The organism is Pseudacidovorax sp. 1753 (assembly GCF_040544975.1).
Classification (GTDB): domain Bacteria; phylum Pseudomonadota; class Gammaproteobacteria; order Burkholderiales; family Burkholderiaceae_C; genus Xenophilus.
In genome coordinates, this window is the sequence record NZ_JBEPKY010000003.1 from 262,659 (window position 1) to 289,445 (window position 26,787).

24 protein-coding genes and 1 pseudogene are annotated in these 26,787 nt (G+C 66.1%); 19 read left to right on the plus strand and 6 right to left on the minus strand.

Going from position 1 to position 26,787, the window contains the following annotated elements; all coding sequences use genetic code 11:
- Positions 1-30: 30 nt before the first annotated feature.
- The 8 genes from ABIC63_RS05565 (at position 31) to ABIC63_RS05600 (ending at position 10,745) form a co-directional block, all read left to right on the plus strand.
- Positions 31-1,167, plus strand: coding sequence for a YbfB/YjiJ family MFS transporter (locus tag ABIC63_RS05565; RefSeq protein ID WP_354319037.1), 1,137 nt, complete (start codon positions 31-33; stop codon positions 1,165-1,167).
- A 316-nt stretch (positions 1,168-1,483) separates the two neighbouring features.
- Positions 1,484-2,098 (plus strand): ribosome maturation factor RimP, encoded by a 615-nt coding sequence (gene rimP / locus ABIC63_RS05570; protein ID WP_294365019.1) that lies wholly within the window; start codon positions 1,484-1,486, stop codon positions 2,096-2,098.
- Between the two features lie 25 nt (positions 2,099-2,123).
- Complete coding sequence (gene nusA, locus ABIC63_RS05575) at positions 2,124-3,611, plus strand: transcription termination factor NusA (protein WP_294365023.1); 1,488 nt, start codon at positions 2,124-2,126, stop codon at positions 3,609-3,611.
- A gap of 23 nt (positions 3,612-3,634) precedes the next feature.
- Entirely contained in the window at positions 3,635-6,625 is a 2,991-nt protein-coding gene (infB, locus tag ABIC63_RS05580; RefSeq protein WP_294365026.1) for a translation initiation factor IF-2, read from the plus strand.
- 24 nt (positions 6,626-6,649) lie between these two features.
- Positions 6,650-7,021, plus strand: a complete 372-nt coding sequence (gene rbfA, locus ABIC63_RS05585; protein WP_114804132.1) for a 30S ribosome-binding factor RbfA — start codon at positions 6,650-6,652, stop codon at positions 7,019-7,021.
- Positions 7,022-7,025: 4 nt separating this feature from the next.
- On the plus strand, positions 7,026-8,018 hold the full coding sequence (gene truB / locus ABIC63_RS05590; protein WP_294365031.1) for a tRNA pseudouridine(55) synthase TruB: 993 nt from the start codon (positions 7,026-7,028) through the stop codon (positions 8,016-8,018).
- Entirely contained in the window at positions 8,015-9,841 is a 1,827-nt protein-coding gene (gene typA, locus ABIC63_RS05595; RefSeq protein WP_294365034.1) for a translational GTPase TypA, read from the plus strand. Before truB ends, typA begins: the two co-directional genes overlap by 4 nt.
- A 52-nt stretch (positions 9,842-9,893) precedes the next feature.
- Positions 9,894-10,745, plus strand: coding sequence for a DMT family transporter (locus ABIC63_RS05600; protein ID WP_294365037.1), 852 nt, complete (start codon positions 9,894-9,896; stop codon positions 10,743-10,745).
- 116 nt (positions 10,746-10,861) lie between these two features.
- On the opposite strand, the gene ABIC63_RS05605 is transcribed toward ABIC63_RS05600, so the two are convergent.
- The 4 genes from ABIC63_RS05605 to smpB form a co-directional block, all read right to left on the minus strand.
- Positions 10,862-11,254, minus strand: coding sequence for a COG4315 family predicted lipoprotein (locus ABIC63_RS05605; protein ID WP_294365040.1), 393 nt, complete (start codon positions 11,252-11,254; stop codon positions 10,862-10,864).
- Between the two features lie 102 nt (positions 11,255-11,356).
- Positions 11,357-12,088 carry an anti-sigma factor family protein gene (locus ABIC63_RS05610; RefSeq protein ID WP_354318990.1) on the minus strand — a complete coding sequence of 244 codons (732 nt, stop codon included), beginning with the start codon at positions 12,086-12,088 and terminating at the stop codon, positions 11,357-11,359.
- 16 nt (positions 12,089-12,104) lie between these two features.
- Positions 12,105-12,629, minus strand: a complete 525-nt coding sequence (locus tag ABIC63_RS05615; protein ID WP_294365046.1) for a sigma-70 family RNA polymerase sigma factor — start codon at positions 12,627-12,629, stop codon at positions 12,105-12,107.
- 113 nt (positions 12,630-12,742) lie between these two features.
- Complete coding sequence (gene smpB, locus ABIC63_RS05620; protein ID WP_294365049.1) at positions 12,743-13,222, minus strand: SsrA-binding protein SmpB; 480 nt, start codon at positions 13,220-13,222, stop codon at positions 12,743-12,745.
- A 62-nt stretch (positions 13,223-13,284) separates the two neighbouring features.
- On the opposite strand from smpB, the gene ABIC63_RS05625 reads away from it, so the two are divergent.
- A complete protein-coding gene (locus ABIC63_RS05625) occupies positions 13,285-13,743 on the plus strand; it encodes a type II toxin-antitoxin system RatA family toxin (RefSeq protein WP_354318991.1) in 459 nt (152 codons plus the stop codon).
- Positions 13,740-14,069 (plus strand): RnfH family protein, encoded by a 330-nt coding sequence (locus ABIC63_RS05630; protein ID WP_354318992.1) that lies wholly within the window; start codon positions 13,740-13,742, stop codon positions 14,067-14,069. The genes ABIC63_RS05625 and ABIC63_RS05630 overlap by 4 nt, the downstream gene beginning before the upstream one ends.
- 67 nt (positions 14,070-14,136) lie before the next feature.
- Here the strand turns inward: ABIC63_RS05630 and ABIC63_RS05635 are convergent, their stop codons facing one another.
- Positions 14,137-14,628, minus strand: coding sequence for a DUF4124 domain-containing protein (locus ABIC63_RS05635; protein WP_294365060.1), 492 nt, complete (start codon positions 14,626-14,628; stop codon positions 14,137-14,139).
- 59 nt (positions 14,629-14,687) lie between these two features.
- Between ABIC63_RS05635 and guaB the strand changes: the two genes are divergently transcribed.
- The 6 genes and pseudogenes from guaB to ABIC63_RS29890 form a co-directional block, all read left to right on the plus strand.
- Positions 14,688-16,154 (plus strand): IMP dehydrogenase, encoded by a 1,467-nt coding sequence (gene guaB, locus ABIC63_RS05640; RefSeq protein WP_017760531.1) that lies wholly within the window; start codon positions 14,688-14,690, stop codon positions 16,152-16,154.
- 97 nt (positions 16,155-16,251) lie between these two features.
- Positions 16,252-16,596 carry a type II toxin-antitoxin system Phd/YefM family antitoxin gene (locus ABIC63_RS05645; protein WP_354318993.1) on the plus strand — a complete coding sequence of 115 codons (345 nt, stop codon included), beginning with the start codon at positions 16,252-16,254 and terminating at the stop codon, positions 16,594-16,596.
- A complete protein-coding gene (locus ABIC63_RS05650; RefSeq protein WP_354318994.1) occupies positions 16,583-16,999 on the plus strand; it encodes a type II toxin-antitoxin system VapC family toxin in 417 nt (138 codons plus the stop codon). The genes ABIC63_RS05645 and ABIC63_RS05650 overlap by 14 nt, the downstream gene beginning before the upstream one ends.
- Positions 17,000-17,043: 44 nt before the next feature.
- On the plus strand, positions 17,044-18,663 hold the full coding sequence (guaA, locus tag ABIC63_RS05655) for a glutamine-hydrolyzing GMP synthase (protein ID WP_354318995.1): 1,620 nt from the start codon (positions 17,044-17,046) through the stop codon (positions 18,661-18,663).
- A 298-nt stretch (positions 18,664-18,961) separates the two neighbouring features.
- A complete protein-coding gene (locus ABIC63_RS05660; protein ID WP_354318996.1) occupies positions 18,962-20,218 on the plus strand; it encodes a tyrosine-type recombinase/integrase in 1,257 nt (418 codons plus the stop codon).
- Between the two features lie 180 nt (positions 20,219-20,398).
- Positions 20,399-20,491, plus strand: a pseudogene (locus tag ABIC63_RS29890) (type IV toxin-antitoxin system AbiEi family antitoxin domain-containing protein); the annotation flags it as partial.
- Between the two features lie 293 nt (positions 20,492-20,784).
- Here ABIC63_RS29890 and ABIC63_RS05665 read toward each other — a convergent pair.
- Positions 20,785-21,138 (minus strand): helix-turn-helix transcriptional regulator, encoded by a 354-nt coding sequence (locus ABIC63_RS05665; RefSeq protein WP_354319038.1) that lies wholly within the window; start codon positions 21,136-21,138, stop codon positions 20,785-20,787.
- 636 nt (positions 21,139-21,774) lie between these two features.
- Here ABIC63_RS05665 and ABIC63_RS05670 point away from each other — a divergent pair.
- The 3 genes from ABIC63_RS05670 (at position 21,775) to tnpB (ending at position 26,759) form a co-directional block, all read left to right on the plus strand.
- Complete coding sequence (locus tag ABIC63_RS05670) at positions 21,775-25,482, plus strand: AAA family ATPase (RefSeq protein ID WP_354318997.1); 3,708 nt, start codon at positions 21,775-21,777, stop codon at positions 25,480-25,482.
- Between the two features lie 543 nt (positions 25,483-26,025).
- Positions 26,026-26,430: an IS66-like element accessory protein TnpA gene (gene tnpA, locus ABIC63_RS29895; protein WP_295919385.1), complete on the plus strand. Its 405-nt coding sequence runs from the start codon at positions 26,026-26,028 to the stop codon at positions 26,428-26,430.
- A complete protein-coding gene (tnpB, locus tag ABIC63_RS05680) occupies positions 26,427-26,759 on the plus strand; it encodes an IS66 family insertion sequence element accessory protein TnpB (protein ID WP_354318998.1) in 333 nt (110 codons plus the stop codon). The genes tnpA and tnpB overlap by 4 nt, the downstream gene beginning before the upstream one ends.
- Positions 26,760-26,787 lie beyond the last annotated feature (28 nt).

The following is a 26,787-nucleotide window of genomic DNA, read 5'->3' on the forward strand; positions in this document are numbered from 1 at the left end:
GCCCAGGCCTGGCGCGCCGCCCTGGGTTGCATGGTGGCGCTGGCGGTCGCCATGGGTCTGGGCCGTTTCGCCTTCACGCCCATGCTGCCGGTCATGCTCGGCGAGGGACAGATCGATCTGCAGGCGGGCGGCGTGCTGGCCTCGCTCAACTACCTGGGCTATTTCCTCGGCGCCTTGTCCAGCGCCTGGCTGTGTGCGCCTGCGCGCACGCTGGTTCGCGGGGGGCTGATGGCCACGGCCGCGCTGCTGGTCGGCATGGGGTTGCTGCATGGCTTTGCCGCCTGGGCCACCTTGCGCACGGCGGCCGGGCTCGCGAGCGCCTGGGTCTTCGTCTTTGCCAGCGGATGGGGTGCGCGCCGCCTGGCCGAGGCGCATGCGCCCGGACTGGGGGGCGTCATCTATGCGGGGCCGGGCCTGGGCATTGCGATCACGGGCTTCCTGGGTGGGCCGGCAGGGCGTTGGGGGGCTTCGATCGCCTGGTGCGTATATGGCGGCTTGGCCATGGCCTTGATTGCGCTGGTGTGGCGTGTTTTCGACGATGGGCGCGAGGGAGTGCCTGCGTCCGCAGCGGCTTCGCCCATCCCGCCGGCCGCGGCCAGCGGCGGCGCCGAGGCGGCCTGGCTGGTCGGGCTCTACGGCCTGGCGGGCTTCGGCTACATCATCACGGCGACCTTCCTGCCGGTCATCGCCCGGCAGGCGTTGCCGGGCTCGACCTGGCCCGACCTGTTCTGGCCGCTTTTCGGGCTGGCCGTGGTGCCGGGGGTGCTGATCGGCGGCCGGGCACCGCAGCACTGGGACAATCGGTTGCTGCTCGCCAGTGGCTATGTCATGCAGGCGCTGGGTGTCCTGCTGTCGGTGACGTGGCCGACGATCACGGGCTTTGCGGTCGGCAGCATGCTCCTGGGCCTGCCTTTCACCGCGGTCACCCTGTTCGCGGTGCGGGAGGCGCGCCGGTTGCGCGGCAATGCCGCGGCCGGACTGATCGGCTATGCCACGGCCTCCTACGGACTGGGGCAGATCGTGGGGCCGCTCTTCGCCGCACCGGTGGCGCAGCGCTGGGGCAGCTTTGCGCCGGCACTGTGGGTGGCTGCGGCAGCGCTGATGCTGGGGGCTTTGCTGTTCGTGATCGTCTGGCACCGCACTGCATCCAAGGGGCGAGGGCGCTGAATCCGGCGCGCTCGGTACGGCAAGGAATGCGAAAGGAAAGAGCGGCCATTCGGGCTCCTATTTGCCTTTCTGCGTGAGTGTTGGCCGCCCTGCTGCGCAGCAGGTGCAATTGCGACACAAATTCCCTATAATCGGAGGCTCACGACCAAACGGGCGGGTACTCACCGCCCTTTTTTTTTGGTTGTCCCCCCTTCTTCGCCGCCTCGGGTACTTGATGTTCAGGCCCGCCGGATGCACTGCCGTCCGGCAGGCCTTCGGTTCTGGTGCGGCAGCAAAGATCGGCCAGGGCTCTCAGTCAGAAGGACGCACGCGAACGGTGGCATTGCAGCAGACGGTAGAAAAAACGGTAGCCCAGACAGTGTCTGGGCTGGGTTACGACTTGGTCGAGATCGAGCGCTCGGCCGGTGGGCTGCTGCGTGTCACGATCGATCTGCCCTGGGCGGGCCCCGTTGCCGAAGGCGTTGAAGAAGCCTTCGTGACCGTCGAGGACTGCGAGAAGGTCACCCGCCAGTTGCAATACACCCTCGAGGTCGAAGGCGTCGACTACCAGCGGCTCGAGGTCTCCTCGCCCGGCATCGACCGCCCCCTTCGCCACGACCGCGATTTCGAGCGTTTCGTGGGCGAGGTCATCGACATCGTGCTCAAGGCGCCCATGGGCCAGGCGGCCGCCGGCCAGGTCAGCGCCAACCGCAAGAAGTTCCGCGGCACGCTCGAGCGCGTGGAGGCGGCCGACGGCAGCCATGGCTGGCAGATCGTCTGGAGCGACGAGCCCACGCCCGCCAAGCCGGGCCAGAAGATCAGCAAGAAGCGCGCGCCCGCCACGCTGCAGGCGCTGGGTTTCACCCTGGACGAGTTGCGCGAGGCGCGACTCGCCCCCATCGTGGATTTCAAGGGGCGCAAGCCCAAGAGCGGCGCGGCGACGCCGCAGTGACAAGAACGAACAGTAGGGTCATCGAATGAATCGCGAAATGTTGATGCTGGTGGATGCGATCTCGCGCGAGAAGAACGTCGAGCGCGACGTCGTCTTCGCCGCCGTGGAATCCGCCCTGGCACAGGCGACCAAGAAGCTGTATCCGGGCGATGTGGACATCCGTGTGGCCATCGACCGCGACACCGGCGCCTATGAAACCTTCCGCCGCTGGCACGTCGTGCCCGACGAGGCCGGCCTGCAGCTACCCGACCAGGAAATCCTGCTGTTCGAAGCCAAGGAAGAAGTGGCGGACATCCAGGTCGACGAATACATCGAGGAGCCCGTCGAGTCACTGCCCATCGGCCGCATCGGCGCCATGGCCGCCAAGCAGGTCATCCTGCAGAAGATCCGCGACGCCGAACGCGAGATGCTGCTCAACGACTTCATGTCGCGCGGCGAGCGAATCTTCACCGGCACCGTCAAGCGCATGGACAAGGGCGACATCATCGTCGAGTCCGGCCGGGTCGAGGGGCGCCTGCGCCGCGGCGAGATGATCCCCAAGGAAAACCTGCGCAATGGCGACCGCGTGCGGGCCATGATCATGGAGGTCGACCTGACGCTGCGTGGCGCGCCGATCATCCTGTCGCGCTCGGCGCCGGAGTTCATGATGGAGCTCTTCCGCAACGAAGTGCCCGAGATCGAGCAGGGCCTGCTCGAGATCAAGAGCTGCGCCCGCGACCCCGGCAGCCGCGCCAAGATCGCCGTGCTGAGCCACGACAAGCGCGTGGACCCCATCGGTACCTGCGTCGGCGTGCGCGGCACCCGTGTCAACGCCGTGACCAACGAGCTCGCCGGCGAGCGCGTGGACATCGTGCTGTGGTCGGAGGATCCGGCCCAGTTCGTCATCGGCGCGCTGGCCCCGGCCAACGTGCAGTCCATCGTCGTCGATGAAGAGAAGCACGCCATGGACGTGGTGGTGGACGAGGAAAACCTCGCCATCGCCATCGGCCGCGGCGGCCAGAACGTGCGGCTCGCCTCCGAGCTCACGGGCTGGAAGATCAACATCATGGACGCGAACGAATCGGCCCAGAAACAGGCCGAGGAAACCGCCGTCACGCGCCAGCTCTTCATGGAGAAGCTGGATGTCGATGAAGAAATCGCCGACATCCTGATCCAGGAAGGCTTCTCCAGCCTGGAAGAGGTGGCCTACGTGCCCATCGCCGAGATGCTCGAGATCGAGGCCTTCGACGAAGATACCGTCAACGAATTGCGCGCCCGTGCCAAGGACGTGCTGCTCACGATGGAGATCGCCCGCGAGGAGAAGGTGGAGGCCGTGTCGCAGAACCTGCGCGACCTGGAAGGCCTGACGCCCGAACTGATCGGCAAGCTGGCGGAAGCCGGCATCCACACCCGCGACGACCTGGCCGACCTCGCCGTCGACGAACTCACCGAAATCACCGGCCAGACCGCCGACGAAGCAAAGTCCCTCATCCTCAAGGCACGCGAACATTGGTTCGACGGCGCGCAAGAGTGATGTGATGGGAGGCACCAGATCCTATGTCCAGCACTACCGTTGCAGAGTTCGCACAAGAACTCAAGAAGACGCCCGAAACCTTGCTTGACCAACTCCGCAGCGCCGGCGTGGCCAAGTCTGCCGCTTCGGATGCCCTCACCGAGGGCGACAAGCAGCGCCTGCTCAGCCACCTCAAGGCGAGCCATGGCACTGCCGCGCCGCCTGAGCGCAAGAAGATCACGCTGACCAAGAAATCGACCAGCGAAATCAAGCAGGCCGACGCCCTGGGCCGTGCGCGCACGATCCAGGTGGAGGTGCGCAAGAAGCGCACCTTCATGCAGCGCGACGATGCGCCGGTCGACAACGCCGCCGCGCAGCAGGAGGAAGAGGCCGAACTCGCCCGCCGTGCGGCCGAGCTGGCCCGCCGCGAGGAGGAGGCCCGTCAGGCCGCCGAGGCCTTGCGCCGGCAGGAAGAGGAACTCGCCCGGCAGCGCGCCGAGCGTGAGGCGGCCGAGGCTGCCGAGCGCGAGCGCCAAGCAAGAGAAGACGCTGAAGAGGCGGCTGCCCGTGCAAAGGCCGATGCCGTGGACGCCGTGGACCGTACCCGCCGTGATCGCGAGGTGCAGGTCGAGCGTGCGCGCGCCGAGGCTGCCGCGCTGAACGCCGCCGCGCACCAGGCCCGCGTGGCGTCGTCACCCAGTGCCCGCGCCCAGGCTGAAGCCGATGCCGCAGCCGCCGCGAAGGCCAGCGCCGACAAGGTCGCTGCCGACCGCGCCGCTGCCGAGAAGGCCCGCGAGGACGCCCGCGAAGAGGCGCGCGCCAAGGCCGCCGCCGAATCCAAGGCGGCCGCCGACGCCGAGGCCGCCCGTGCCCGCGACCTGGACGAGCGCCGCCGCAAGGCCCTGGCCGAGGCCGAGGCCATCCGCCAGATGATGAACGCGCCCAAGCGCGTGCTCGTCGCCAAGAAGGAAGAGCCGAAGCCCGTCGAGGCCAAGCCGGCCGTCAAGGGCACGCTGCACAAGCCTGCCACCGGTACCGGCACGCGTCCTGCTGGCACGACGGCCGCGCCGGCTGCCGCGCCTGGCGCCGGCAAGGAGGTCAAGTCGGCCAAGCTGTCCTCCAGCTGGGCGAACGACAACGCCAAGAAGAAGGAAATCAAGACCCGCGGCGATGCCAGCGGCGGCGTGGGCCGCAACAACTGGCGCAGCGGGCCCCGCAGCCGCCGTGGCGGCGGTGATCGCGACGACTCGCCGCAACAGTCGGCACCGGTCGAGCAACGCATCATCGAAGTGCATGTGCCCGAGACGATCACCGTCTCCGAGCTCGCGCACAAGATGGCCATCAAGGCCTCCGAGGTGATCAAGCAGCTGATGAAGCTGGGCCAGATGGCGACCATCAACCAGTCGCTGGACCAGGACACGGCCATGATCCTCGTCGAGGAAATGGGCCACAAGGCCGTCGTGGCCGCGCTGGACGATCCCGAAGCCTTCACCGAGGAAGAAGTGCAAGCCGCAGCGGCCGACGCGCTGCCGCGGGCACCGGTGGTCACCGTCATGGGTCACGTCGACCACGGCAAGACCTCGCTGCTGGACCGCATCCGCACCACCAAGGTGGCGGCGGGCGAGGCCGGCGGCATCACGCAGCACATCGGCGCCTACCACGTCGAGACGCCGCGCGGCATGGTGTCCTTCCTGGACACCCCGGGCCACGAGGCCTTCACGGCCATGCGTGCCCGTGGTGCGCAGGCCACCGACATCGTCATCCTGGTGGTGGCGGCGGACGACGGCGTCATGCCCCAGACCAAGGAAGCCATCAAGCATGCCAAGGCGGCGAAGGTGCCGATCGTGGTGGCGATCAACAAGATCGACAAGCCCGACGCCAACTCCGAGCGCGTGCGCAGCGAGCTGGTGGCCGAAGAGGTGGTGCCGGAAGAATTTGGCGGCGACTCGCCCTTCGTCGAGGTCTCGGCAAAGACCGGCAAGGGCATCGACGAGCTTCTGGAGCAGGTGCTGCTGCAGGCCGAAGTGCTGGAGCTCAAGGCGCCGGTGGATGCCGCCGCCAAGGGTCTGGTGATCGAAGCCCAGCTGGACAAGGGCCGCGGCCCCGTGGCCACGGTGCTGGTGCAGTCGGGCACGCTCAAGGTGGGCGACGTGGTGCTGGCGGGCGCGACCTTCGGCCGTGTCCGTGCCATGACCGACGAAGACGGCAAGAACACCAAGTCGGCCGGTCCCTCCATCCCGGTGGAGATCCAGGGTCTGACCGAGGTGCCGCAGGCCGGCGACGATTTCATGGTCATGGCCGACGAGCGCCGTGCGCGCGAGATCGCCACCTACCGTGCGGGCAAGTTCCGCAACACCAAGCTGGCCCGTCAGCAGGCCGCCAAGCTGGAGAACATGTTCTCCGAGATGACGGCCGGCGAGGTCAAGACGCTGCCGATCATCATCAAGGCGGACGTGCAGGGCTCGCAGGAAGCGCTGTCGCAGTCGCTGCTCAAGCTGAGCAACGAAGAGGTGCGCGTGCAGGTGGTGTACGCTGGTGTCGGCGGCATCAGCGAGTCGGACGTCAACCTGGCGATCGCCTCCAAGGGCATCGTCATCGGCTTCAACGTGCGTGCCGATTCGGGCGCGCGCAAGCTCGCCGAAGGCAATGGCGTGGACATCAAGTACTACAGCATCATCTACGACGCCGTGGACGAGCTGAAGACTGCGATGGCCGGCATGCTGGCGCCCGAGCGTCGCGAAGAGGTCATCGGCCACGCCGAGATCCGCACGGTGTTCGTGGCCACGAAGATCGGTACGGTGGCCGGCTCGTATGTGCTGGACGGCGTGGTTAAGCGCGACGCCCACTTCCGCCTGCTGCGCGACAACGTGGTGATCTACACCGGCGAGCTCGATTCGCTCAAGCGCATGAAGGACGACGTCAAGGAAGTGCGCGAAGGCTTCGAGTGCGGTATCAAGCTCAAGAACTACAACGACATCCGCGAGGGTGATCAGCTGGAGCTCTTCGAGATCAAAGAAATCGCCCGGACGCTGTAAGCGCCGGTCAGAGGTCCCTACGCCATGCCAGCGAAGAAGTCATCCGTCCCCAACCGCGGCTTCAAGGTCGCGGACCAGATCCAGCGCGATCTGTCGGAGCTGATCGCCCGCGAGCTGAAGGATCCGCGCGTGGGCATGGTCACCCTGCAGGCCGTCGAGGTCACGCCCGACTATGCCCACGCCAAGGTGTTCTTCAGCCTGCTGGTGGGTGATCCGCAGGAGACGCAGGAGGCCTTGAACCAGGCTGCCGGCTTCCTGCGCAACGGCCTGTTCAAGCGGCTGCACATTCACACCGTGCCGACGCTGCATTTCGTGTTCGATCGCACCACCGAGCGTGCGGCGGACATGAACGCCTTGATCGCCAAGGCGGTGTCCTCGCGCTCGAAAGAAGAGTAGACCGATGACGTCGCCATCCCGTGTCAGGGTGCAGCGGCGCCCTGTGCATGGGGTGTTGCTGCTCGACAAGCCGCTGGGCCTGTCCAGCAACCAGGCGCTGCAGAAGGCCAAATGGCTGCTGCGCGCCGAAAAGGCCGGCCACACCGGCACGCTGGATCCGCTTGCGACCGGCGTGCTGCCGCTGTGCTTCGGCGCTGCCACCAAGTTCAGCCAGCTGCATCTGGACGCCGACAAGTGCTACGAGACCACGGTCCGCCTGGGCCGCACGACGAGCACGGGCGATGCCGAGGGCGAGGTGACCAGCGAGCAGCCGGTCGACTGCACGCCCGAGCAAGTGCAGGCGGTGCTGGTGCGCTTTCGCGGACCCATCTCGCAGGTGCCGCCGATGCACAGCGCCCTCAAGAAGGACGGCAAGGCGCTCTATGAATACGCCCGGCAAGGCATCGTGCTGGAGCGCGAGCCGCGCGCGGTCGTGATCCATGCGCTGACGCTGCTCGACGCACAACTGGAGGGGCCGGAGCCCTTCCTGCGCCTGGCGGTGCAGTGCTCCAAAGGCACCTACATCCGAACGCTGGGCGCCGACATCGGCGCGGCGCTGGGCTGCGGCGGCCACCTGACGGCCCTGCGCCGCACTCGCACCGGACCCTTCGCGGCCCACCAGTGCGTGTCGCTGCAGGCGCTGGAGGCCATGGACGACGCGCAGCGCCTCGAAGCACTGCTGCCCACTGATGCGCTCGTGGCCGGCCATGTGCCCGTCACGCTGGGCACGGACGATGCTGGTCGCTTCCTGTCCGGCATGCGCCGGCGTGGCCACTGGACCGATGCCGAGGCGGTGGCCGTCTTTGGCGCACAGCCCAAAGCCTTCCTGGGCAGTGCCCATGTGAAGGCCGGCGAATTGATTCCCGGGCGACTGCTGAGCCCGCTCGAAATCCAGCAGACCCTATTGCAAACCCATTCAAAGTCACCAGAGCCCTCGCAGGAGGTAACGACACCATGACCCGACAGATCCGCAACATCGCCATCATCGCCCACGTCGACCACGGCAAGACCACCATGGTGGACCAGCTGCTGCGCCAGTCCGGCACCTTCGCCGACCACGAGAAGGTGGTCGACACGGTGATGGACAACAACGCCATCGAAAAGGAACGGGGCATCACCATCCTGGCGAAGAACTGCGCCGTGAGCTGGAAGGGCACCCACATCAACATCGTCGACACCCCCGGCCACGCGGACTTCGGCGGCGAGGTGGAGCGGGCGCTGTCCATGGTGGACGGCGTGCTGCTGCTGATCGATGCGCAGGAAGGCCCGATGCCGCAGACGCGCTTCGTGACCAAGAAGGCCCTCGCCCTCGGCCTCAAGCCCATCGTCGTGGTCAACAAGGTGGACAAGCCCGGCGCCAACCCCGACAAGGTGGTGAACGCCGCCTTCGACCTGTTCGACAAGCTGGGCGCGACCGACGAGCAGCTGGACTTCCCGGTCGTTTATGCCTCGGGCATCAACGGCTGGTCCTCGCTGGAAGAGGGTGCGCCGGGCGAGCAGTGGGGCCCCGACATGTCGGCCCTGTTCGACACCGTGCTCAAGCACGTGCCGTCGCAGAAGGGCGACCCGTCTGCGCCGCTGCAGCTGCAGATCTCGGCGCTCGACTTCTCCACCTTCGTGGGCCGCATCGGCGTGGGCCGCATCAGCCAGGGCACGCTCAAGCCCATGCAGGACGTGCTCGTGTGCGAAGGCCCGGACGGCAAGAGCTACAAGGGCCGCGTCAACCAGGTGCTGACCTTCCAGGGCCTGGACCGCGTTCAGGCCACCGAGGCCGGCCCCGGCGACATCGTGCTGATCAACGGCATCGCCGACATCGGCATCGGCGTCACGGTGACCGACCCGGCCAACCCGATGCCGCTGCCCATGCTCAAGGTGGACGAGCCCACCCTGACCATGAACTTCTGCGTCAACACCAGCCCGCTGGCCGGCCGCGAAGGCAAGTTCGTGACCAGCCGTCAGATCTGGGACCGCCTGCAGAAGGAACTGCAGCACAACGTCGCGCTGCGCGTGAACGAGACGGACGAGGAAGGCGTGTTCGAGGTCATGGGCCGCGGCGAACTGCACCTGACCATCCTGCTGGAGAACATGCGCCGCGAGGGCTATGAAATGGCCGTCTCCAAGCCGCGCGTGGTCTTCAAGACGATTGATGGCGAGCGTCACGAGCCCATCGAGCTGGTGACGGCCGACATCGAGGAAGGCCACCAGGGCGGCGTGATGCAGGCCCTGGGCGAGCGCAAGGGCGAGCTGGTCAACATGGAGCCGGACGGCCGCGGCCGTGTGCGCCTGGAATACCGCATTCCGGCGCGCGGCCTGATCGGCTTCACCAACGAGTTCCTGAACCTGACGCGCGGCTCGGGCCTCATCAGCAACATCTTCGACAGCTACGAGCCGCACAAGGGCGACATCGGCGGCCGCAAGAACGGTGTGCTGATCTCCATGGATGACGGTGAAATCTTCACCTACGCCCTGGGCAAGCTGGACGACCGTGGCCGCATGTTCGTGAAGGCGAATGATCCGGTGTACGAAGGCATGATCGTCGGCATCCACAGCCGCGACAACGACCTGGTTGTCAACGCCACGCGCACCAAGCAGCTGACCAACTTCCGCGTCAGCGGCAAGGAAGACGCGATCAAGATCACGCCGCCCATCGACCTGACGCTCGAATACGGCGTCGAGTTCATCGAGGACGACGAACTGGTCGAGATCACGCCCAAGAGCATCCGCCTGCGCAAGCGCTTCCTGAAGGAACATGAGCGCAAGCGCGCCAGCCGCGAAGCCTGATCCTGCGCGCTCGGCGCGGCGCGGCCTCACACATGGGCGCGCTGTCGCCCTGATGGTGCTGGTCACGCTCATGTGGGCGACGGCTGGCGTCGTCACCCGCCAGCTGGAGCGGGCGGTCAGCTTCGAGGTCACCTTCTGGCGCAGCTTCTTCACGCTGCTGGCCATGGTGCTGATCCTCGGTGCCTGGCGCGGCCGTGGCCTCTGGCGCAGCCTGCGCGAGGGCGGACGTCACCTCTGGATCTCCGGCGCCTGCTGGAGCGTGATGTTCACCGCCTTCATGGTGGCGCTCACGCTGACCACGACGGCCAACGTGCTGGTCACGCTGGCTACCGGGCCGCTGCTCGCGGCCCTGGCGGCGCGCCTCTTCATCGGCCACCGCCTGCCGGCGCGCACCTGGGCGGCCATTGCCGTGGCCGGTGCGGGCATCGCCTGGATGTATGGCGCGCAGATCGGCGACGACGGCGCGCTGGCGGGCACGCTGGTGGCCCTGTGCGTGCCCATCGCCGGGGCTTGCCACTGGACCAACGTGCAGCAGGCCCATGCCAGCGGGGCTGACGTCGATCTCCTGCCAGCCGTGCTCATCGGGGCCGCCGTGTCGGCCACCTGCACGCTGCCGCTGGCCTGGCCCTTCACGGCCAGCGGACGCGACCTGGCGCTGCTGGGCTTTCTGGGCGTGTTCCAGCTTGCCATTCCGTGCATGTTGTCGATGATGGCCGCGGGCGTGCTCAAGGCGCCCGAGGTGGCACTGCTGGCCCTGCTGGAAGTGCTCTTCGGCATCGCGCTCGCCTGGGTCGGAGCGGGCGAGGTGCCGGCGCCGACGGTGTTCAGCGGTGGCTTGCTGGTGATCGGTGCGCTGGTGGCCAACGAATGGCTTGGATGGCGTGCGGCGCGTGGGCCGTGCTGACCCTCAATGGCGCGGCGTGGCCGCGCAGCAAAAGAAAAGGGGGCGGAATGCCCCCTTCGTGCTTTTGTTGACCTGGTCGCCCTTCAAGTGCGACCGCGGCGCTTTTCAGCCTCTTCTCAAGGACGGGCAACCTTCCAGGCACCGTTGAGCATGCCTTCGCCGGTGCGGTCGCCCGGCTTGGCGTCCTTGGACCAGTAGTAGAGCGGCCAGCCGTTGTAGGCCCACTGCTTGCTGCCGTCATCGCGCATCACGATGGTGTAGCCGCCCATCGGCTTGGGATCGGCCGGGGCCATCAGCGGCGGCCAGTTGGCGGCGCACTGGGCATTGCACATCGACTTGCCGCTGTTCTGCGCATCGCGGGCGAAGGTGTAGAGCGTCTTGCCGTTCGGGCCGATCAGCACGCCGTCCACGGTGCGGGTGGGCATGTCGGGCGCGGGGGTGGTGGCGCAGCCGGCCAGCAGCGCAGCCAGTGCGAGGGCGGGTACGCCGATCAGGGTGGTCTTCTTCATGGCAATCATGTGGTTCTCCTGGTTGAACGAAAGACAGCGGGACGAGTGTAGGAAGGGGGTCGGGGCCTGCCGCGTAGGCGCAGGGCGAATTCGGTGCCTGTCTCACAGCTGCCCATGGACGGTTTGCGCCAGCGCAAGCAGGCGGTCGCGGCCGAGGGGCGCGCTCAGCGCATAGCCGAAGCCGTCGTCCACCCAATAGAAGGTCGACAGCTGCGGGCCGGCCTCGAAGCGGAAGGCGGCGCCCCTGGCTTCGGGTGTGCCGGCATCGAGCTGCCCGAGGTAGAGCGTCAGGCGCTGGCCCTCGGCGTTCTGATACATGAACTGCGCACGCGCGCCCGCCGTGCCCGGCAGCAGGCGGCCGCCGACCAGCGCGTAGCCTTGCGATACCAGGTCAGGCAGTTTCAGGGACCGATCCAGCCGACGAGACAGCCATTGCACCAGGTGCTGCTCCTCCGCGGCCCCGACTTCGACAGGGTGGCGCTTCTCGGGCACGTAGAGGCTGTAGGCCACCGCGGCTTCGCGGACGAAGCCACGCAGGGGCGGCGCCTGGGTTGCGGCCATGGTGTGTCCGCCGGTTGCACCTTGCAGTCCATTGGCCGACCAGCCGGCGCCGAAGGCGAGCACGAGGGCGGCGGCCATGCCGCTCCATCGCAGCGCCTGGGCCTGGCGGCGCTTGCGCGCCACGGCTTCTTCGAATGCCTTGGCGGCGGCCAGGAGGCCAGCGGGCGGGGCTTCCTCCAGCACCGGCGCGTGCAGCTGCCGCAACTGCTGGCGCAGGCGATCCCATTCCTCGTCGGGGGAGTGGTGCGTTGGCGGTGGGTCGGGGCGGTTCATGGCGCGGGTCGGGGGCTCATTTGAGGCGCCGCAGGGCAGGGCGGCCGCTGGGGCCCGCGCCGGCGCGCTCGGGGGGATGGCCATCCATGAGCTGGCGCAGCCGCTCGCGGGCGCGGGACAGCCGCGACATCACGGTGCCGATGGGCACGCCGAGCACGCGGCCGATCTCGGCATAGGAGAGGTCTTCCAGCGCAGCCAGCAGCAGGACCGCACGCTGTTCGTCGGGCAGCAGCAACAGGCAGCGCTGGAGGTCGAGCGATCCGTCGGCTGCCGAGGACATGGCCGCGGGTTCCGCTTCCAGCGCGTCGATATCCACCGCGGGTGCCGGCGCTCGCCGCAGCTGGCTAGCGTGCAGGTTGTGCATCAGGGTGAACAGCCAAGCCCGCAGATCGGTGCCCGGCGTCCACAGCGACCACTTGTGGCAGGCGCGCTCCAGCGTGTCCTGCACCAGATCGTCGGCGGCCCAGGCGTCGCCCGTCAACGCGCGGGCGTAGCGCCGCAGGGCGGGGATCTGGCCGACGATGGCGTGGGAGGCGCTCATTGACTGCATGAACGCCAGCGCATCGCGGTTTATTCCAGGCGAGCCGAAAAAAGTGTGCGGGCGCGGTGCCCGGCTGCTGGATTCGCGCTGGCGCGCATCCGCCCGTCTGGCCCTCAGCGGTTGTGCACCTTGAGCGCCCGCTCGACCTCGCGCTTGCCCTCGCGGTCCTTGATGGTGTCGCGCTTGTCGTGCTCGGCCTTGCCCTTGGCCAGGGCGATCTCGCATTTGACCTTGCCGGCCTTCCAGTGCAGGTTGAGCGGCACCAGCGTGTAGCCCTTCTGCTCGACCTTGCCGGTCAGGCGCCGGATCTCTTCCTTGTGCAGCAGAAGCTTCTTGGTGCGGATGGCGTCGGGGTTGACGTGGGTCGACGCGCTCTTGAGGGGGTTGATCTGGCAGCCGACGATGAACATCTCGCCGTCGCGGATCAGCACGTAGCCGTCGGTCAGTTGCACCTTGCCTTCGCGCAGCGCCTTGACCTCCCAGCCCTCCAGGACCATGCCGGCCTCGTAGCGCTCCTCGAAGAAGTAGTTGTACGCCGCCTTCTTGTTGTCGGCGATGCGGGGATTGGTGTTGTCCTGCTTTTTGTTGGCCATGTGGATTCCATTTGGGGGCGCATGGCATTCCTACAATCGGCCCGCACACACGTGCAGATTCTATGAAAAGTGTCCATAAGTCCGTCCTGATCTGGTACAGCGCCACCGAGATGTATGACCTGGTGACCGATGTGGCCCGCTACCCCGAGTTCCTTCCCTGGTGCGACCGGGCCCAGGTGATCGAGCAGGACGAGGCAGGCATGACGGCCGAAGTCGGCCTCGCCTTCGGCGGCATGCGTCAGAGCTTCACCACGCGCAACACCCATGTGCCCGGCCGCCAAGTGCAACTCAAGCTCGTCAAGGGGCCGTTCTCGCAACTCGAAGGCATCTGGAAGTTCGCCCCTGTCGGCCAGGAGGGTGAACGGGCTTGCCGCGTCACGCTGGACCTGAACTACGGCTTCGACAACTTCGCGCTGCAGGCGCTGGTGGGCCCGGTGTTCGACAAGATCGCATCGACGCTGGTCGAGGCCTTCGTCAAGCGGGCCGAGCAGGTCTATGGCGAGGGCGGCCCGGCTGCATGATCGACATCGTCGTGTGCTGGTCGGCCGCGCCGCGACAGGTGGGCGAGCAGCGGTTGCAACTGGCCGAAGGCACGACGCTGCGCCAGGCAGCCGCTGCAAGCGCCGTGGGCGAGCAGTGGCCCGGCTGGGCCCATGAAGCCAGCCCTGGCATCTGGGGGCGAGCAGTGCCCTGGGAGACGCCATTGCGTCCTGGAGACCGCGTCGAGTTGTGCCGCCCTCTGCTGGTGGATCCGAAGGTGGCGCGGCGCGAACGCTTTCAACGGCAAGGTTCTCGGACGGCTGGGCTGTTTGCCAAACGAAGGCAGGGCGCCAAGGCGGGCTACTGAGGCCCATTGGCCAGGGCTTCGCCAGCGCGGACGCCGGTGCGCCGGCGGCACATCCCTGCGGCGGACTTCAGCGCGCCAAGCAATCGCTCTGGACCACGCCCTGCAGCCGTCGCTGTTCGGCCGCGCGTGCGGCGTCGTCCATGATCTCGCGTTCGCCCTGGCCATTGACGCGGGCAATGCGGATGCCGCTGTCGAGGGTGGCCAGCCCCTGGCGGGCGCGGGCGCAGTTGTCCTGCCTGGCCTTGGCTGCCTTGGCCTCGGCCTCCGCCCGCTTGGCCTTCTCGGCCTCTTCCGCCTGACGGGCCTTTTCTTCCAGCGCCCGGTCCACGCGCGGCGCGGAGGCGGGCGCAGCGGGGACGGGGGCCTGCGGCGCAGCCATCGCCGGCACGCCAGCGCCGCCGCCTGCCGGCCGGCCGATGATGTTGCGCGCCGGAACATCCGCGGGCGGTGGCCGGTCGCTGAACACCTTGCGTCCGTTGCCATCGATCCACTGCCACTGGGCTTGGGCGGCCAGCGGCAGTGCCAGCAGGGCCAACAGGACGCAGGTTGCGGGTCTCATCCGGCCAGTGTAGTGGCAGCAATGGCGGCTCGTTACAATCCGTCTTTTGGAGCTTCACCATGCGCCTTCTCGGCAAAGCGCTCACCTTCGACGATGTGTTGCTGGTGCCTGCGTTCTCCCAGGTCCTGCCCAAGGACGCCTCCCTCAAGACCCGCCTTTCCCGCAACATCGAGCTGAACCTGCCCCTGGTTTCGGCGGCGATGGACACCGTGACCGAAGCCCGCCTGGCGATTGCCATCGCCCAGGAAGGCGGCATCGGCATCGTGCACAAGAACCTCACGGCCCAGCAGCAGGCGGCCGAGGTGGCGAAGGTCAAGCGTTACGAATCCGGCGTGCTGCGCGACCCGGTCGTGATCACGCCCCAGCACACGGTGCTGCAGGTGCTGCAGTTGTCGGAAGAGCTGGGCATTTCCGGATTCCCGGTGATCGACGGCGGCAAGGTCGTCGGCATCGTCACCGGCCGTGACCTGCGCTTCGAGACCCGCTACGACGTGCCCGTCACCGAGATCATGACGCCACGGGCCAAGCTCATCACGGTGAGCGAGGGCACCTCGCCCGCCGAGGCCAAGGCACTGCTGAACAAGCACAAGCTCGAACGTCTGCTGGTTGTGGCCGACGACTTCGAGCTCAAGGGCCTGATCACCGTCAAGGACATCACCAAGCAGACCAGTTTCCCGAACGCGGCGCGCGACGCATCGGGCCGCTTGCGCGTGGGCGCGGCGGTGGGTGTGGGCGAAGGCACCGAGGAACGTGTCGAGGCCCTGGTCAAGGCCGGCGTGGACGCCATCGTGGTCGACACCGCCCACGGCCACAGCAAGGGCGTGATCGAGCGCGTGCGCTGGGTCAAGCAGAACTATCCGCAGGTCGATGTGATCGGCGGCAACATCGCCACCGGCGCGGCTGCCAAGGCGCTGGCGGAGGCGGGCGCGGATGCGGTCAAGGTCGGCATCGGCCCGGGTTCCATCTGTACCACGCGCATCGTGGCCGGCGTGGGCGTGCCGCAGATCATGGCCATCGACAACGTGGCCACGGCGCTGGGCGACAGCATTCCGCTGATCGCCGACGGCGGAATCCGCTACTCGGGCGACATCGCCAAGGCCATCGCGGCCGGCGCCAGCACCGTGATGATGGGCGGCATGTTTGCCGGCACCGAAGAGGCGCCGGGCGAGATCATCCTGTTCCAGGGCCGCAGCTACAAGAGCTATCGCGGGATGGGCTCCATCGGTGCGATGCAGCAGGGCAGCGCCGACCGCTACTTCCAGGAGTCGAGCACGGGCAACCCCAATGCCGACAAGCTGGTGCCCGAAGGCATCGAAGGCCGTGTGCCCTACAAGGGGTCGATGCTGTCCATCGTCTACCAGATGGCCGGCGGCCTGCGGGCCTCGATGGGCTACTGCGGTTGCGCCACCATCGACGAGATGAAGTCGAACGCCGAGTTCGTGGAAATCACGGCAGCCGGCATCCGCGAAAGCCATGTGCACGATGTGCAAATCACCAAGGAAGCACCGAACTACCGGGCGGAGTGATCCAGTTGCATCTTGAAAAGGGCCAGATTTTTCTGGCCCTTTTTTCTTCCTCCGTTAGAATATGGTCCGAATTCCCCATAGACGGGCCAGATTCGGTATGCACACCGTCCCGATCCACCAAGCCAAGAGCCAGCTTTCCGAACTGATCCGCGCTGTCGAGAACGGAGAGGAAGTCGTGCTGACTCGCCACGGCAAGCGGGTGATCCGGCTGATCAAGGAGCCCGAGTCGGTGCAACCCAGCATCGAGGCGCGTCGACAGGCCATCGTGGCAGAGCTGCAGGCGCTGCGCGCCAAGGTGGCCGCGACGGCGGCAGAGCAGGGTGCCGGCTTCGACCTGCTGTGGCAGCAGCACGAGGCCGCGCAGGCAGCGCGCACGGGGTCATGGGTCAAGAGCGACCCCCCCACGGCCGGGCACCCGAAGGACGACGATGCTGGTCATTGACGCCTCCGCCTTCACCCGCTGGGCCTTCCCGTCCGAAGGCAGCGATCGCGTGTCGCAGGCGCTGATCCGCGTCATGACGGAGGAAGAAAGCGCAACCAGCGCCGCCACCTTCCCGCTCGATGTGCTCCACGCCACCGGTTGCGCGCTGGCCACCGGCCGGTTCACGACGGCCGTCCACCAGCACGTGCTGCGGCTGCTGAGCCGGCTGCCGGTGGCCCTGGCGCCCATGCGCATCTCGCCGCTGGAGTTCTGGACCTGGGCGCAGTCGATGCAGCTCGGCCCTCACGATGCGGCCTACCTCAAGCTGGCCGTCGACCTCAAGGCGCCGCTGGTCACCATGGCGCCTGCGCTGCACCGCGCCTGCCTTCAGCTGGACCATCCCGTCATCACCGACCTGACCTGACGCGGCGCCAACGCGGCCGCATCTCCCTTCTTTCGGAGCCCACCATGCAACACGACAAGATCCTCATCCTCGACTTCGGCTCGCAGGTCACGCAGCTGATCGCCCGCCGCGTGCGCGAAGCCCATGTGCTGAGCGAAGTGCATCCCTGCGACGTGACCGACGATTGGGTGCGCCAATACGCGGCCGATGGTTCGCTCAAGGGCGTGATCCTGTCGGGCAGCCATGCCAGCGTGTACGAAGAGACCACCGACAAGGCACCCCAGGCCGTCTTCGAACTGGGCGTGCCGGTGCTGGGCATCTGCTACGGCATGCAGACCATGGCACACCAGCTGGGCGGCAAGGTCGAGGGTGGCCACAAGCGCGAATTCGGCTTCGCGGCGGTACGCGCCCGCGGCCACACCGAGCTGCTGCGCGACATCGCCGACTTCACGACCGACGAAGGCCACGGCATGCTCAACGTCTGGATGAGCCATGGCGACAAGGTCAGCGAACTGCCGCCCGGTTTCAAGCTGATGGCCAGCACCGACAGCTGCCCCATCGCCGGCATGGCCGACGAGGCGCGCAAGTTCTACGCGGTGCAGTTCCACCCCGAAGTCACGCACACCCAGCAGGGCAAGGCGATCCTGGAGCGCTTCGTGCTCGGCATCTGCCAGGCCCAGCCCGACTGGGTCATGAAGGACCACATCGCCGAGGCGGTGGAAGCCATTCGCCAGCAGGTCGGCGACGAAGAGGTGATCCTCGGCCTGTCGGGCGGTGTCGATTCGTCGGTGGCCGCGGCCCTGATCCATCGGGCGATCGGCGACCAGCTGACCTGCGTGTTCGTCGATCACGGCCTGCTGCGCCTGGACGAAGGCAAGATGGTGATGGAGATGTTTGCTGGCAAGCTGCATGCGCGCGTCATCCATGTCGATGCCAGCGAGCAGTTCCTGGGGCACCTGAAGGGCGTGAGCGACCCCGAACAGAAGCGCAAGATCATCGGCCGCGAGTTCGTCGAGGTTTTTAAGGCCGAGGCCGCCAAGCTCAAGGCCGGCACCGGCGGACACAAGGGCGCGACCTTCCTGGCCCAGGGCACCATCTATCCGGACGTGATCGAGTCGGGCGGCGCCAAGAGCAAGAAGGCCGTCACCATCAAGAGCCACCATAACGTGGGCGGGCTGCCCGAACAGTTGGGCCTGAAGCTGCTGGAGCCGCTGCGCGACCTGTTCAAGGACGAGGTGCGCGAATTGGGCGTGGCCCTGGGACTGCCGTCCGAGATGGTGTACCGCCATCCCTTCCCGGGCCCCGGCCTGGGCGTGCGCATCCTGGGCGAGGTGAAGAAGGAGTACGCCGACCTGCTGCGCCGGGCCGACGCGATCTTCATCGAGGAGTTGCGCAACTTCCGCGACGACGCCACCGGCAAGACCTGGTACGACCTCACCAGCCAGGCCTTCACCGTCTTCCTGCCGGTCAAGAGCGTGGGCGTGATGGGCGACGGCCGCACCTACGACTATGTGGTGGCGCTGCGTGCCGTGCAGACCAGCGACTTCATGACCGCCGACTGGGCCGAGTTGCCCTACGCGCTGCTCAAGAAGGTGTCGAGCCGCATCATCAACGAGGTGCGCGGCATCAACCGCGTCACCTACGACGTGTCGAGCAAGCCGCCGGCGACGATCGAGTGGGAGTGAAATCGGGTTCTTCGGAGACTATCGTCAGCTATCCAGAGGTCATCGTAACGTGTTGATTTAGAAAGAAGTATGTCACGGTGGCTATCGGAGCCTATCGCCGGCCAGCAGGATAAGTTGGCGGTAAAGCTGACGGTCAATTTCCGATCCGGTCTCAGACCCACTCATTGATGGTCGGCGCTTTTTCCGTCTTGACGGTAAAAAGCACCTCCGGAACTCAGTATCCATGCGGGTTTCCGGGCATCGACAGGTTTCCTAGCCCTTGACGGTAAAAACCGTCTTGAACAGGAGGAAAACCTCGATGCTCACCGACACCGCGCTGCGCAACCTCAAGCCTAAGTCCTTGACTTACAAGGCTTCCGACCGTGACGGCATGTATGTGACGGTATCGCCGGCTGGCACTATCGCGTTCCGCTACGATTACCGTCTCAACGGCCGCCGGGAGACCCTGACCATCGGCCGCTACGGACCGGCCGGCATCACGCTGGCCATGGCCCGCGAGAAGCTTCTGGATGCCAAACGGGCCATCGCCGAGGGCCGGTCTCCGGCGATGGAGAAGCAGCGCGAGAAGCGCCGCTTGTCCGCTGGCCAGAACTTCGGCGACATGACGCTGCGCTGGATGGCCGACGCGCGCATGGCCGACAGCACCCGGGCGATGCGCAAGCACATCGTCGATCGGGACATCCTGCCGGCGTTCAGGAATCGACTGCTCACCGAGATCAGCGCCGATGACCTGCGCGCGCTGTGCGGCAAGGTGAAGGCGCGCGGCGCGCCCGCCACCGCAGTCCATGTCCGCGACATCGTGAAGCAGGTCTACGCGTTCGCCATCCTGCACGGCGAGAAGGTAGACAACCCGGCCAACGACGTGGGCGCGGCGTCGATCGCGACCTTCGTGCCGAAGGACCGGGCGCTGTCGCCGACCGAGATCCGGCTGGCCTTCCATCAGTTGGAGTCCATCGCCACGTACCCGACGATCCGGCTTGCCCTTCGCATGGTCCTGCTGACGCTGGTGCGCAAGAGCGAGCTGATCGAGGCGACCTGGAGCGAGGTCGATTTCGAGAATGCCACCTGGACGATCCCGAAGCAGCGCATGAAAGGACGCAACCCGCACGTCGTCTACCTGTCGCGGCAGGCGCTGGACATCTTCGTGGCGCTGCACACATGTGCGGCCGGATCGAAGTTCGTGCTGCCCTCGCGCTACGAGCCCACGCGCTCCATGTCGCACGCGACCCTGAACCGGGTGACCCAGCTCATCGTCGAGCGGGCCAAGGCGGCCGGCCTGCCGCTGGAGCCGTTCACGGTGCATGACCTGCGCCGCACCGGCTCCACGCTGCTCAACGAGGTGGGCTTCAACGGGGACTGGATCGAGAAGTGCCTGGCGCACGAGGAAGGGCGCTCCTCGCGCTCGGTCTACAACAAGGCCGAGTACGCCGAGCAGCGGCGCCACATGCTGCAGGAGTGGGCGGACATGGTCGATGCCTGGATCGATGGGCGCACCCATGTGCCGAAGCTGCTGCCGGACAACGTGGTGGTGCCGGTCCTCAGTGCGACGTTATAGGGGGGAGGGTCACACGATCGATCTCTTCGAGCCGGCGGCCGGAGCACGGCGGTCGATTTGCTTTCGTTGCTGAAAGTCACTCAAGGTGATCTTTTCATGGCTTATTTAAACCGCGGAAGCTCGGCGAGAGTTCACGAAAGCGGCATTTTGATCACCAGGAGTGATCAGAATCCCGGAAAGCTGAACCGCCTGACGGCTGAACTGGGCGATACGCGCCTGGTTTCCACCCGCTGGCTGAGGGCGCACGGCTACTCCAACAGCCTCGTCGCGCGCTAGGTGGGTATCGATTTGGCCTGGCTGCCTGTGCATGACTATGCATAGGACGCAAGGCTGATCGCGGACGCGCTCGCGCGGCTGGCCGACGCGCTGCGCGCCCGGCCCCTGCAACTGCAGGTGCAGACGTGAGCAGGGGAGGGGGCGGGGACAGTCGCCCGGCTGGTGGCCAGATGCGGCCGTGCGCGCGTGCAGAAGGTGCGATGGGTCTTGCCGCTGCCGAGGTGATACAGGTTCTGCCGGCGCGTACACGTTAGGGCGGACGCTGTGTACCCTTGCGGTGTGCGGCGGTCTTATCTCACCGGGCGGTACTGGCGCTGCCTCACGTCGGGGCCAATGGGAGTGCGGAGCTTCGCTGATCGCGAGTCCTGCTTGCGAGATTCGATCCAGGCCTCGACTTCTTCTAAGTCCCAGACGACGCAGCGGGGGGTGAGGCGGAAGCGTAGGGGGAATTCGCCGCGCTGCTCCATCTCGTAGATGGTGGTCTCGGCCAGGGGAACGATCTGGTGCAGTTCGTGGCGGCGGATCGTGCGGCGGAAAGGCAGCGGGGCCTTGGACGGGAACTGCGGGAGGTCACTGTACCGTGCGGCACCAGGGTGCGGAAGGGCGGGGCTTCGCTCGGAAGACGGCGACGACGGCGTTTGCATAGTGGCAACCGTGAAGAGATCGTTGCCGCTCATGGTGGCTATCGAAGGTGATCGGAACAACCTGCTGGAGCGAAGCCTAGAGTGGGATGGCCGTTTCAGACTGATCTGAGTCAGTCGCAGCCTGGGGCCTGAATGACCGCTCGCACCAGCACCGGTCACTGACGCTCGGCGGCGTCGACCGACTGCTTCATTCCCGAATCCGGTCGCCCGTCCGCTACGACGGTTGAGGCCCGGCGCGACCGACCGCTCTTGTTTACAGCAAGTGGCTCAGTTCGACCCTGACGAGACGAACACTTCCCTGAGGTCGCTGCCGCAAAGGCGCCGTTCGCGCGCCGCTGGTCAGACTTCAGCGCCTCACGAGGCATTGCATCTCGGCAGGCCACGCGCCCACGTCGAGACGATTGACGGCATTGCCGGCAGAAAATGGGTGGCGGCCCTTGTCTCGAGCCGACTGCGGTTCTATCTTCTTTCGGCCCGACAGTTGGATGCGGTGCGCGTCGCTGGCCCTGCACGCAGCAGGGGCGGCTTAATGCGCATGACGAAGCCCGCCCTCGCCGCGTGCCGCGTGCCGCATCAATGAATATCGGCCCAGCGGCTGCGGTAACCTAACCCGTAACGATTCGCAATGGAGGAGCCTTGACCACCCACCTCTCTGCCCGCTTGACCTGGCATGACGCCGCCTGGAACGGTCACCTGTGCCGGAGCCCGGCGACGAACGCGGCTTGCATGGAGCACGAGCACGTGCGCGACGGACGAAAGCTGGAGATCGAAGATCTGAACGCCGGATGCGCGCTGGATGCACTCGTGGCCTCCACGAACTACCTTCCACCGTGCCAGCGAGATGCGAACGCGTTCGGTGATCGGCGCTACATCGTTCGTCACCAGGATCCGCTTGACCAGCGAGCTCTGCCGCCGGCGGACGAGGAACTGCCGCCCGCAAGCCTCTGTCCGACACCGTACCGTTGGATGCTGGAAGCCAACTTTCGGGACATCTGTGAGGCGGAGAACCTGCTCCTGCGTAGTTCCCCTCGTGAGCAGCCCGGAACGTGGATTCAGGAAGACGACCGCCAGCGCGCCATGCTCGATCGCTTCTGGAGCAAGCTCACCGAAGGCAGTTCATTCATCTTCTTCTACTGCAACCGTGGCAACGCCGTTGACGACGCAACAAACCGCCTGCTTGTCGGCGTCGCTCGGATCACAGAGATCGGCGAACAGCTCTACTTCGGCAAGAGCACGCGGACGCCCGGTCGCTTCCCCGTGTGGTCGCGGCGTGTGACTCACAACTTCCCCGACGAAGGGGTCCGCGTTCCGTATCAAGAGTACATCGCACGCAATCTGCCGCCTGAGTCAATCGCTTGCCGGCCGCCAGCCGACCTGACGTTGCCGTTCTCCTATGTGGCAGAGCACCTCTCGGACGGGCACGCCGTCTCAACGCTCCTTGCCTTGACATCGGCGTTCGAGCAGGTTCGAGCCGACCAGCTCCAAGGACGCGGCGTCGAGGGCAACTGGGACGACGCCCTCTCTTGGTTGAGCGGCGCGCTTGACGAAGTCTGGGGCGGGCGAGGAGCATTCCCTGGAATCGGCGCTCTGCTGCATCACCTTCAGTTCACCCGAGGTGTCGCGTACCACGCGACCGTCCTGCGTGCCGTCGAAGAGTCCGGCCAGAGTCCGTGGGCACACCTCAAGGCAATTTTCGACGGACGACAGTCACCCGAGCCACAGTACTCAGAAGGTTTGATGGTTGCAGCGGCTGAGTGGCGAAAGCTCACGCCCTCACATCCATTGCTCGAAAGCTTGATTCGATTCGAACTCACGACGGATCAGTTTGCCGACATCGTGGTTGCCGGCACGCGCAAGGATCGCGGCATTGAGGCCTCTGTGGACAACCTCATCGCGAACCCTTACCTCATCTACGAGCAGGACCACGGCACCGCTCGGAGTGCGGCGATAAGCCTTGAGGTCATTGACCAGGGCATGATGCCCGAGGGAAACGCCGCGCGATTTCGCAGCGAGCCCGGGATGGCCGCCAACGACCGCAGGCGCGTTCGAGCGACCATGTGCGCTGTTCTTCGTCGAGCTGCGGACGCCGGCGACACTGTTCTACCCTTTGACACTCTTGTATCGCGCGCAAGCGCCTTTCACCCCGAGAAGCGCCGTTGTGCTGTCAATTCCGAGGTCGCATGGGGCAGCGAGGACCGCCGGTTTTACGAGCTAATTCTGTGGATGAAAGCTGTTCCGCTGCCGGCATCGTGGGAACGCGTCGATAAGACGTCAGCTGAGGACGATGAGCTGGCCGAGCTTCGAGAGGACAAGGGATCGGACGGTCACACCGACCAAGAGTCCGAGGAGATTCAGCTGGTAGCGCTCAAGCGCGTTCGCCTATGCGAAATCCAGATCGCACAGGTCATTAAGAATCAGGTGGGTGAGATTCCCGACCTCGTCAAACCTCCAGACTGGGTTGCGGTTCTGACTGCACCGGTCGATCAGGGCGGCTTCGGAACGCCGAAGACCGTGCGGCAGCAGGAAGCGATCAAGGAGAAAGCGGCAGCGCTCGACGTGCTCTTCAGGCATCGATTGAGCGTCCTCACGGGCGGCGCCGGCACCGGAAAGACATCTGTGTTGAAGGCCTTCCTGCGCAAGTTGACGGAGATTCAAGGCCCGCGCTCGCTGATCCTCACTGCCCCCACGGGCAAGGCGCGCGTCCGCTTGCAGGGTAGCACCGGCCGCCAAGCAAATACGATCCACCAGATCCTCAACGACGCAGGGATGCTGGGCGCGAACTTTCGGATCCTGGAAGAACCGACAAAGGGCAAGCGCTTCGCCACGACGCTGGTGATAGACGAGAGCTCGATGCCTTCCATCGAGCTGCTCGCCGCCCTGTTCCGCGCAGTTGATGCAAAGTCCATCGAGCGCCTCATCCTCGTGGGTGACCCCTTCCAACTGCCACCAATCGGCCCCGGGCGGCCGTTCATCGACATCATTCGATGGCTGCGAATCAACCATCCCAGCGCCGTAGCCGAACTCGAGACCTGCATGCGCGTGGAGACTATAGACGGGAAGGAGAGCGTCAGCGCGGGCCTGCAGTTGGCCAACGGCTACCGTGACCTCGCTGCACCCGGCGACGACCGCATTGCGGCCGAGGCAGCACGCACGGGGACCTTCGGCGATGTCACGTTCCTGACGTGGAACGATCACGATGAACTGCTCGAGTGCACCCAAAGAGCGCTTCGGCTGATCGGAGTGCCGGAGGGCGATGCGAAGGCATTCGATCGTTCGCTGGGGATCACTCAAGAGCAGTGGAGCAAGTCGGAGGCATGGCAAGTTCTTTCGCCAACTCGCATCCATGCATTCGGGTCTGGCGAGATCAACCGCGTACTGCAGGCCCAGTACCGCGCCGAAGAGATCGCCAAAGCGATGGATGCGCGTTCTCGGTGGCCAGCTCCTATAGGTGACCAAGGCATCGTCTACCACGACAAGGTACTTCAAACGATCAACATGTCACGATGGCTTCCGCAGGACAGCGAAGGCCTACGGTTCGTTGCCAACGGCGAGATCGGAATCGTCACAGAGACGTGGAAAAAGAGGGAGCAAGATCGTGATGACCGGGCGGTAGTTGTCTTCTCGACGCAACCGAAGGCGCGATACAGCTTCTTGAAAGTCGAGGCCAAGGAGTGCCTTGAACTCGCCTACGCGATCACCGTGCACAAGGCGCAGGGTAGCGACTTCGATGACGCGATATTCGTGTTGCCTCGCAAGGCCCAGACACTAACCCGCGAATTGCTCTACACAGCACTCACGCGATTCCGTCGGCGCCTCATTGTGCTGCTGGAGCGTGACACCGAAGTGCTCGATGCCTTGCGCAGCCCAGCGTACTCGGAGACTGCACGACGGAGCACCTTCATGTTCGACTTGCTACTCGGCGACACGGCACGCGAGTTGGAGTTGGCGGAGAGATTTCGCCCTGAAGGTCTGATCCATCGGGCGGAGGACGGTACCCCGATGCGGTCCAAGAGCGAAGTCATTGTGTATGAAGTGCTCAAGCGCTGCGGCCTGTCGCCGAGGTATGAAGAACGACTCTTCGCGCCGGGGTCCAAGGATGACTATCGGCTGCCAGACTTCACCATTCGACATGGGGGGCGCACCTGGTACTGGGAGCATTTGGGGATGCTGTCGCACAAGGCCTACCGTGACGATTGGGCGGAGAAGGAAGAGTGGTATCGAAGAAGCGGCTTCCACGAACGACTGCTGACGTCGAAGGACCACCCCGGCGGGCGGTGGGGCGTGGTCTATGCCGACGAGATTCGAGACCAAGCCAGACAGAAGATATTGGGCAAAGACGCGTGAGCAGGCGGCCGGTCAGAACCTTGCCCTGCATTGGCGACGTCCTAAGGATTCATTCGCACGTGAAGATGCATGCGGCCCAACCATGGCGTGTCTCTTCACAGCCGCGTAGCGATCGGACGCTAGGAAGAGGCCGTTCACCAGCGACCGTTATTGGCCGGGACGGGCCGATGAGAGGCCCGGAGTCGTCGCCGCAAACCTGACCTTCGGGCGCTCGCCGCGGCCAAACTTTCGAGCGCAGGGCGATCGGCCGCTTATGGCCGGCAGTGTGAGTAGCTGCCTTGACCCGAAAGCGGCCCTCCAGTCTGGTTCGCGATGGGGTTGTGTTGACGCAGGGCAAGGACTTCGATGCTCAGTCGGCGCATCTTGTATGGCCCTCAACTCGATGGGAGACCATCATGGGCACCACAGGCAGCAATGCTCATCGCGAGCCTTGGAACAAAGGCAAGATCGTCGGGCAGAAAGCCCGTATGCGTCCGCCGAAGTCACCTTGAAGTCTGGTGACCGCACTTGGATGCTTGTGTCCACGGCGATATGCATGGACACATGGACACTTCAGATTTGAGCGCAGGGGACCTGCCTGCAGCCGCGGGGCGCAGCTGGCGTCGGCACTCAGCCGAGTTCAAGGCACGAGTCATCGAACTGGCGCGACAGCCTGGCGTCTCGACGGCGGCCGTTGCGCTGGCCAACGGCCTGAACGCCAACATGCTGCGCCGCTGGGTGAGGGAAGCTGGTGAGTGTGTGCCGAGCGGTGCACACAAGGACACAGCGGCGGTGCCGGCATTCGTGCAACTACCCTTGCCACACGAAGCAGGTCCCGCCGCGGCGTCGGCACCGCCACAGGCGCCTGGTTGCATCTGCGTGGAGATCCGCCGTGGTGGCACCACGGTGCAGGCACAGGTGCCGCTGGACGCGCGCAGCGCCGCCTGGCTGCGCGAGGTGCTGGGTTGATCCGCGTCGATGCGGTCTGGCTGGCGGTGCAGCCGCTGGACATGCGGCTGGGCACAGAAGCGGCGCTGGCCCGCGTGGTACGCATCTTTGGTGCCGCGCACCCGCACCATGCCTACCTGTTTGCCAACCGCCGCGCCAACCGCATGAAGGTCCTCGTGCACGACGGCATCGGCGTGTGGCTGGCGGCCAGGCGGCTCGATGCCGGCCGCTTCGCGTGGCCGCTGGATGGCGCGAGTACCCAGAGCCTGACGCGCGTGCAGCTCGACGCGCTGGTGCTCGGCCTGCCGTGGCAGCGCCTGGGCGAGGCCGGCATCATTCGCACGATCTGAACGGCGTAGCGCGCGCCAAGGCAATTGC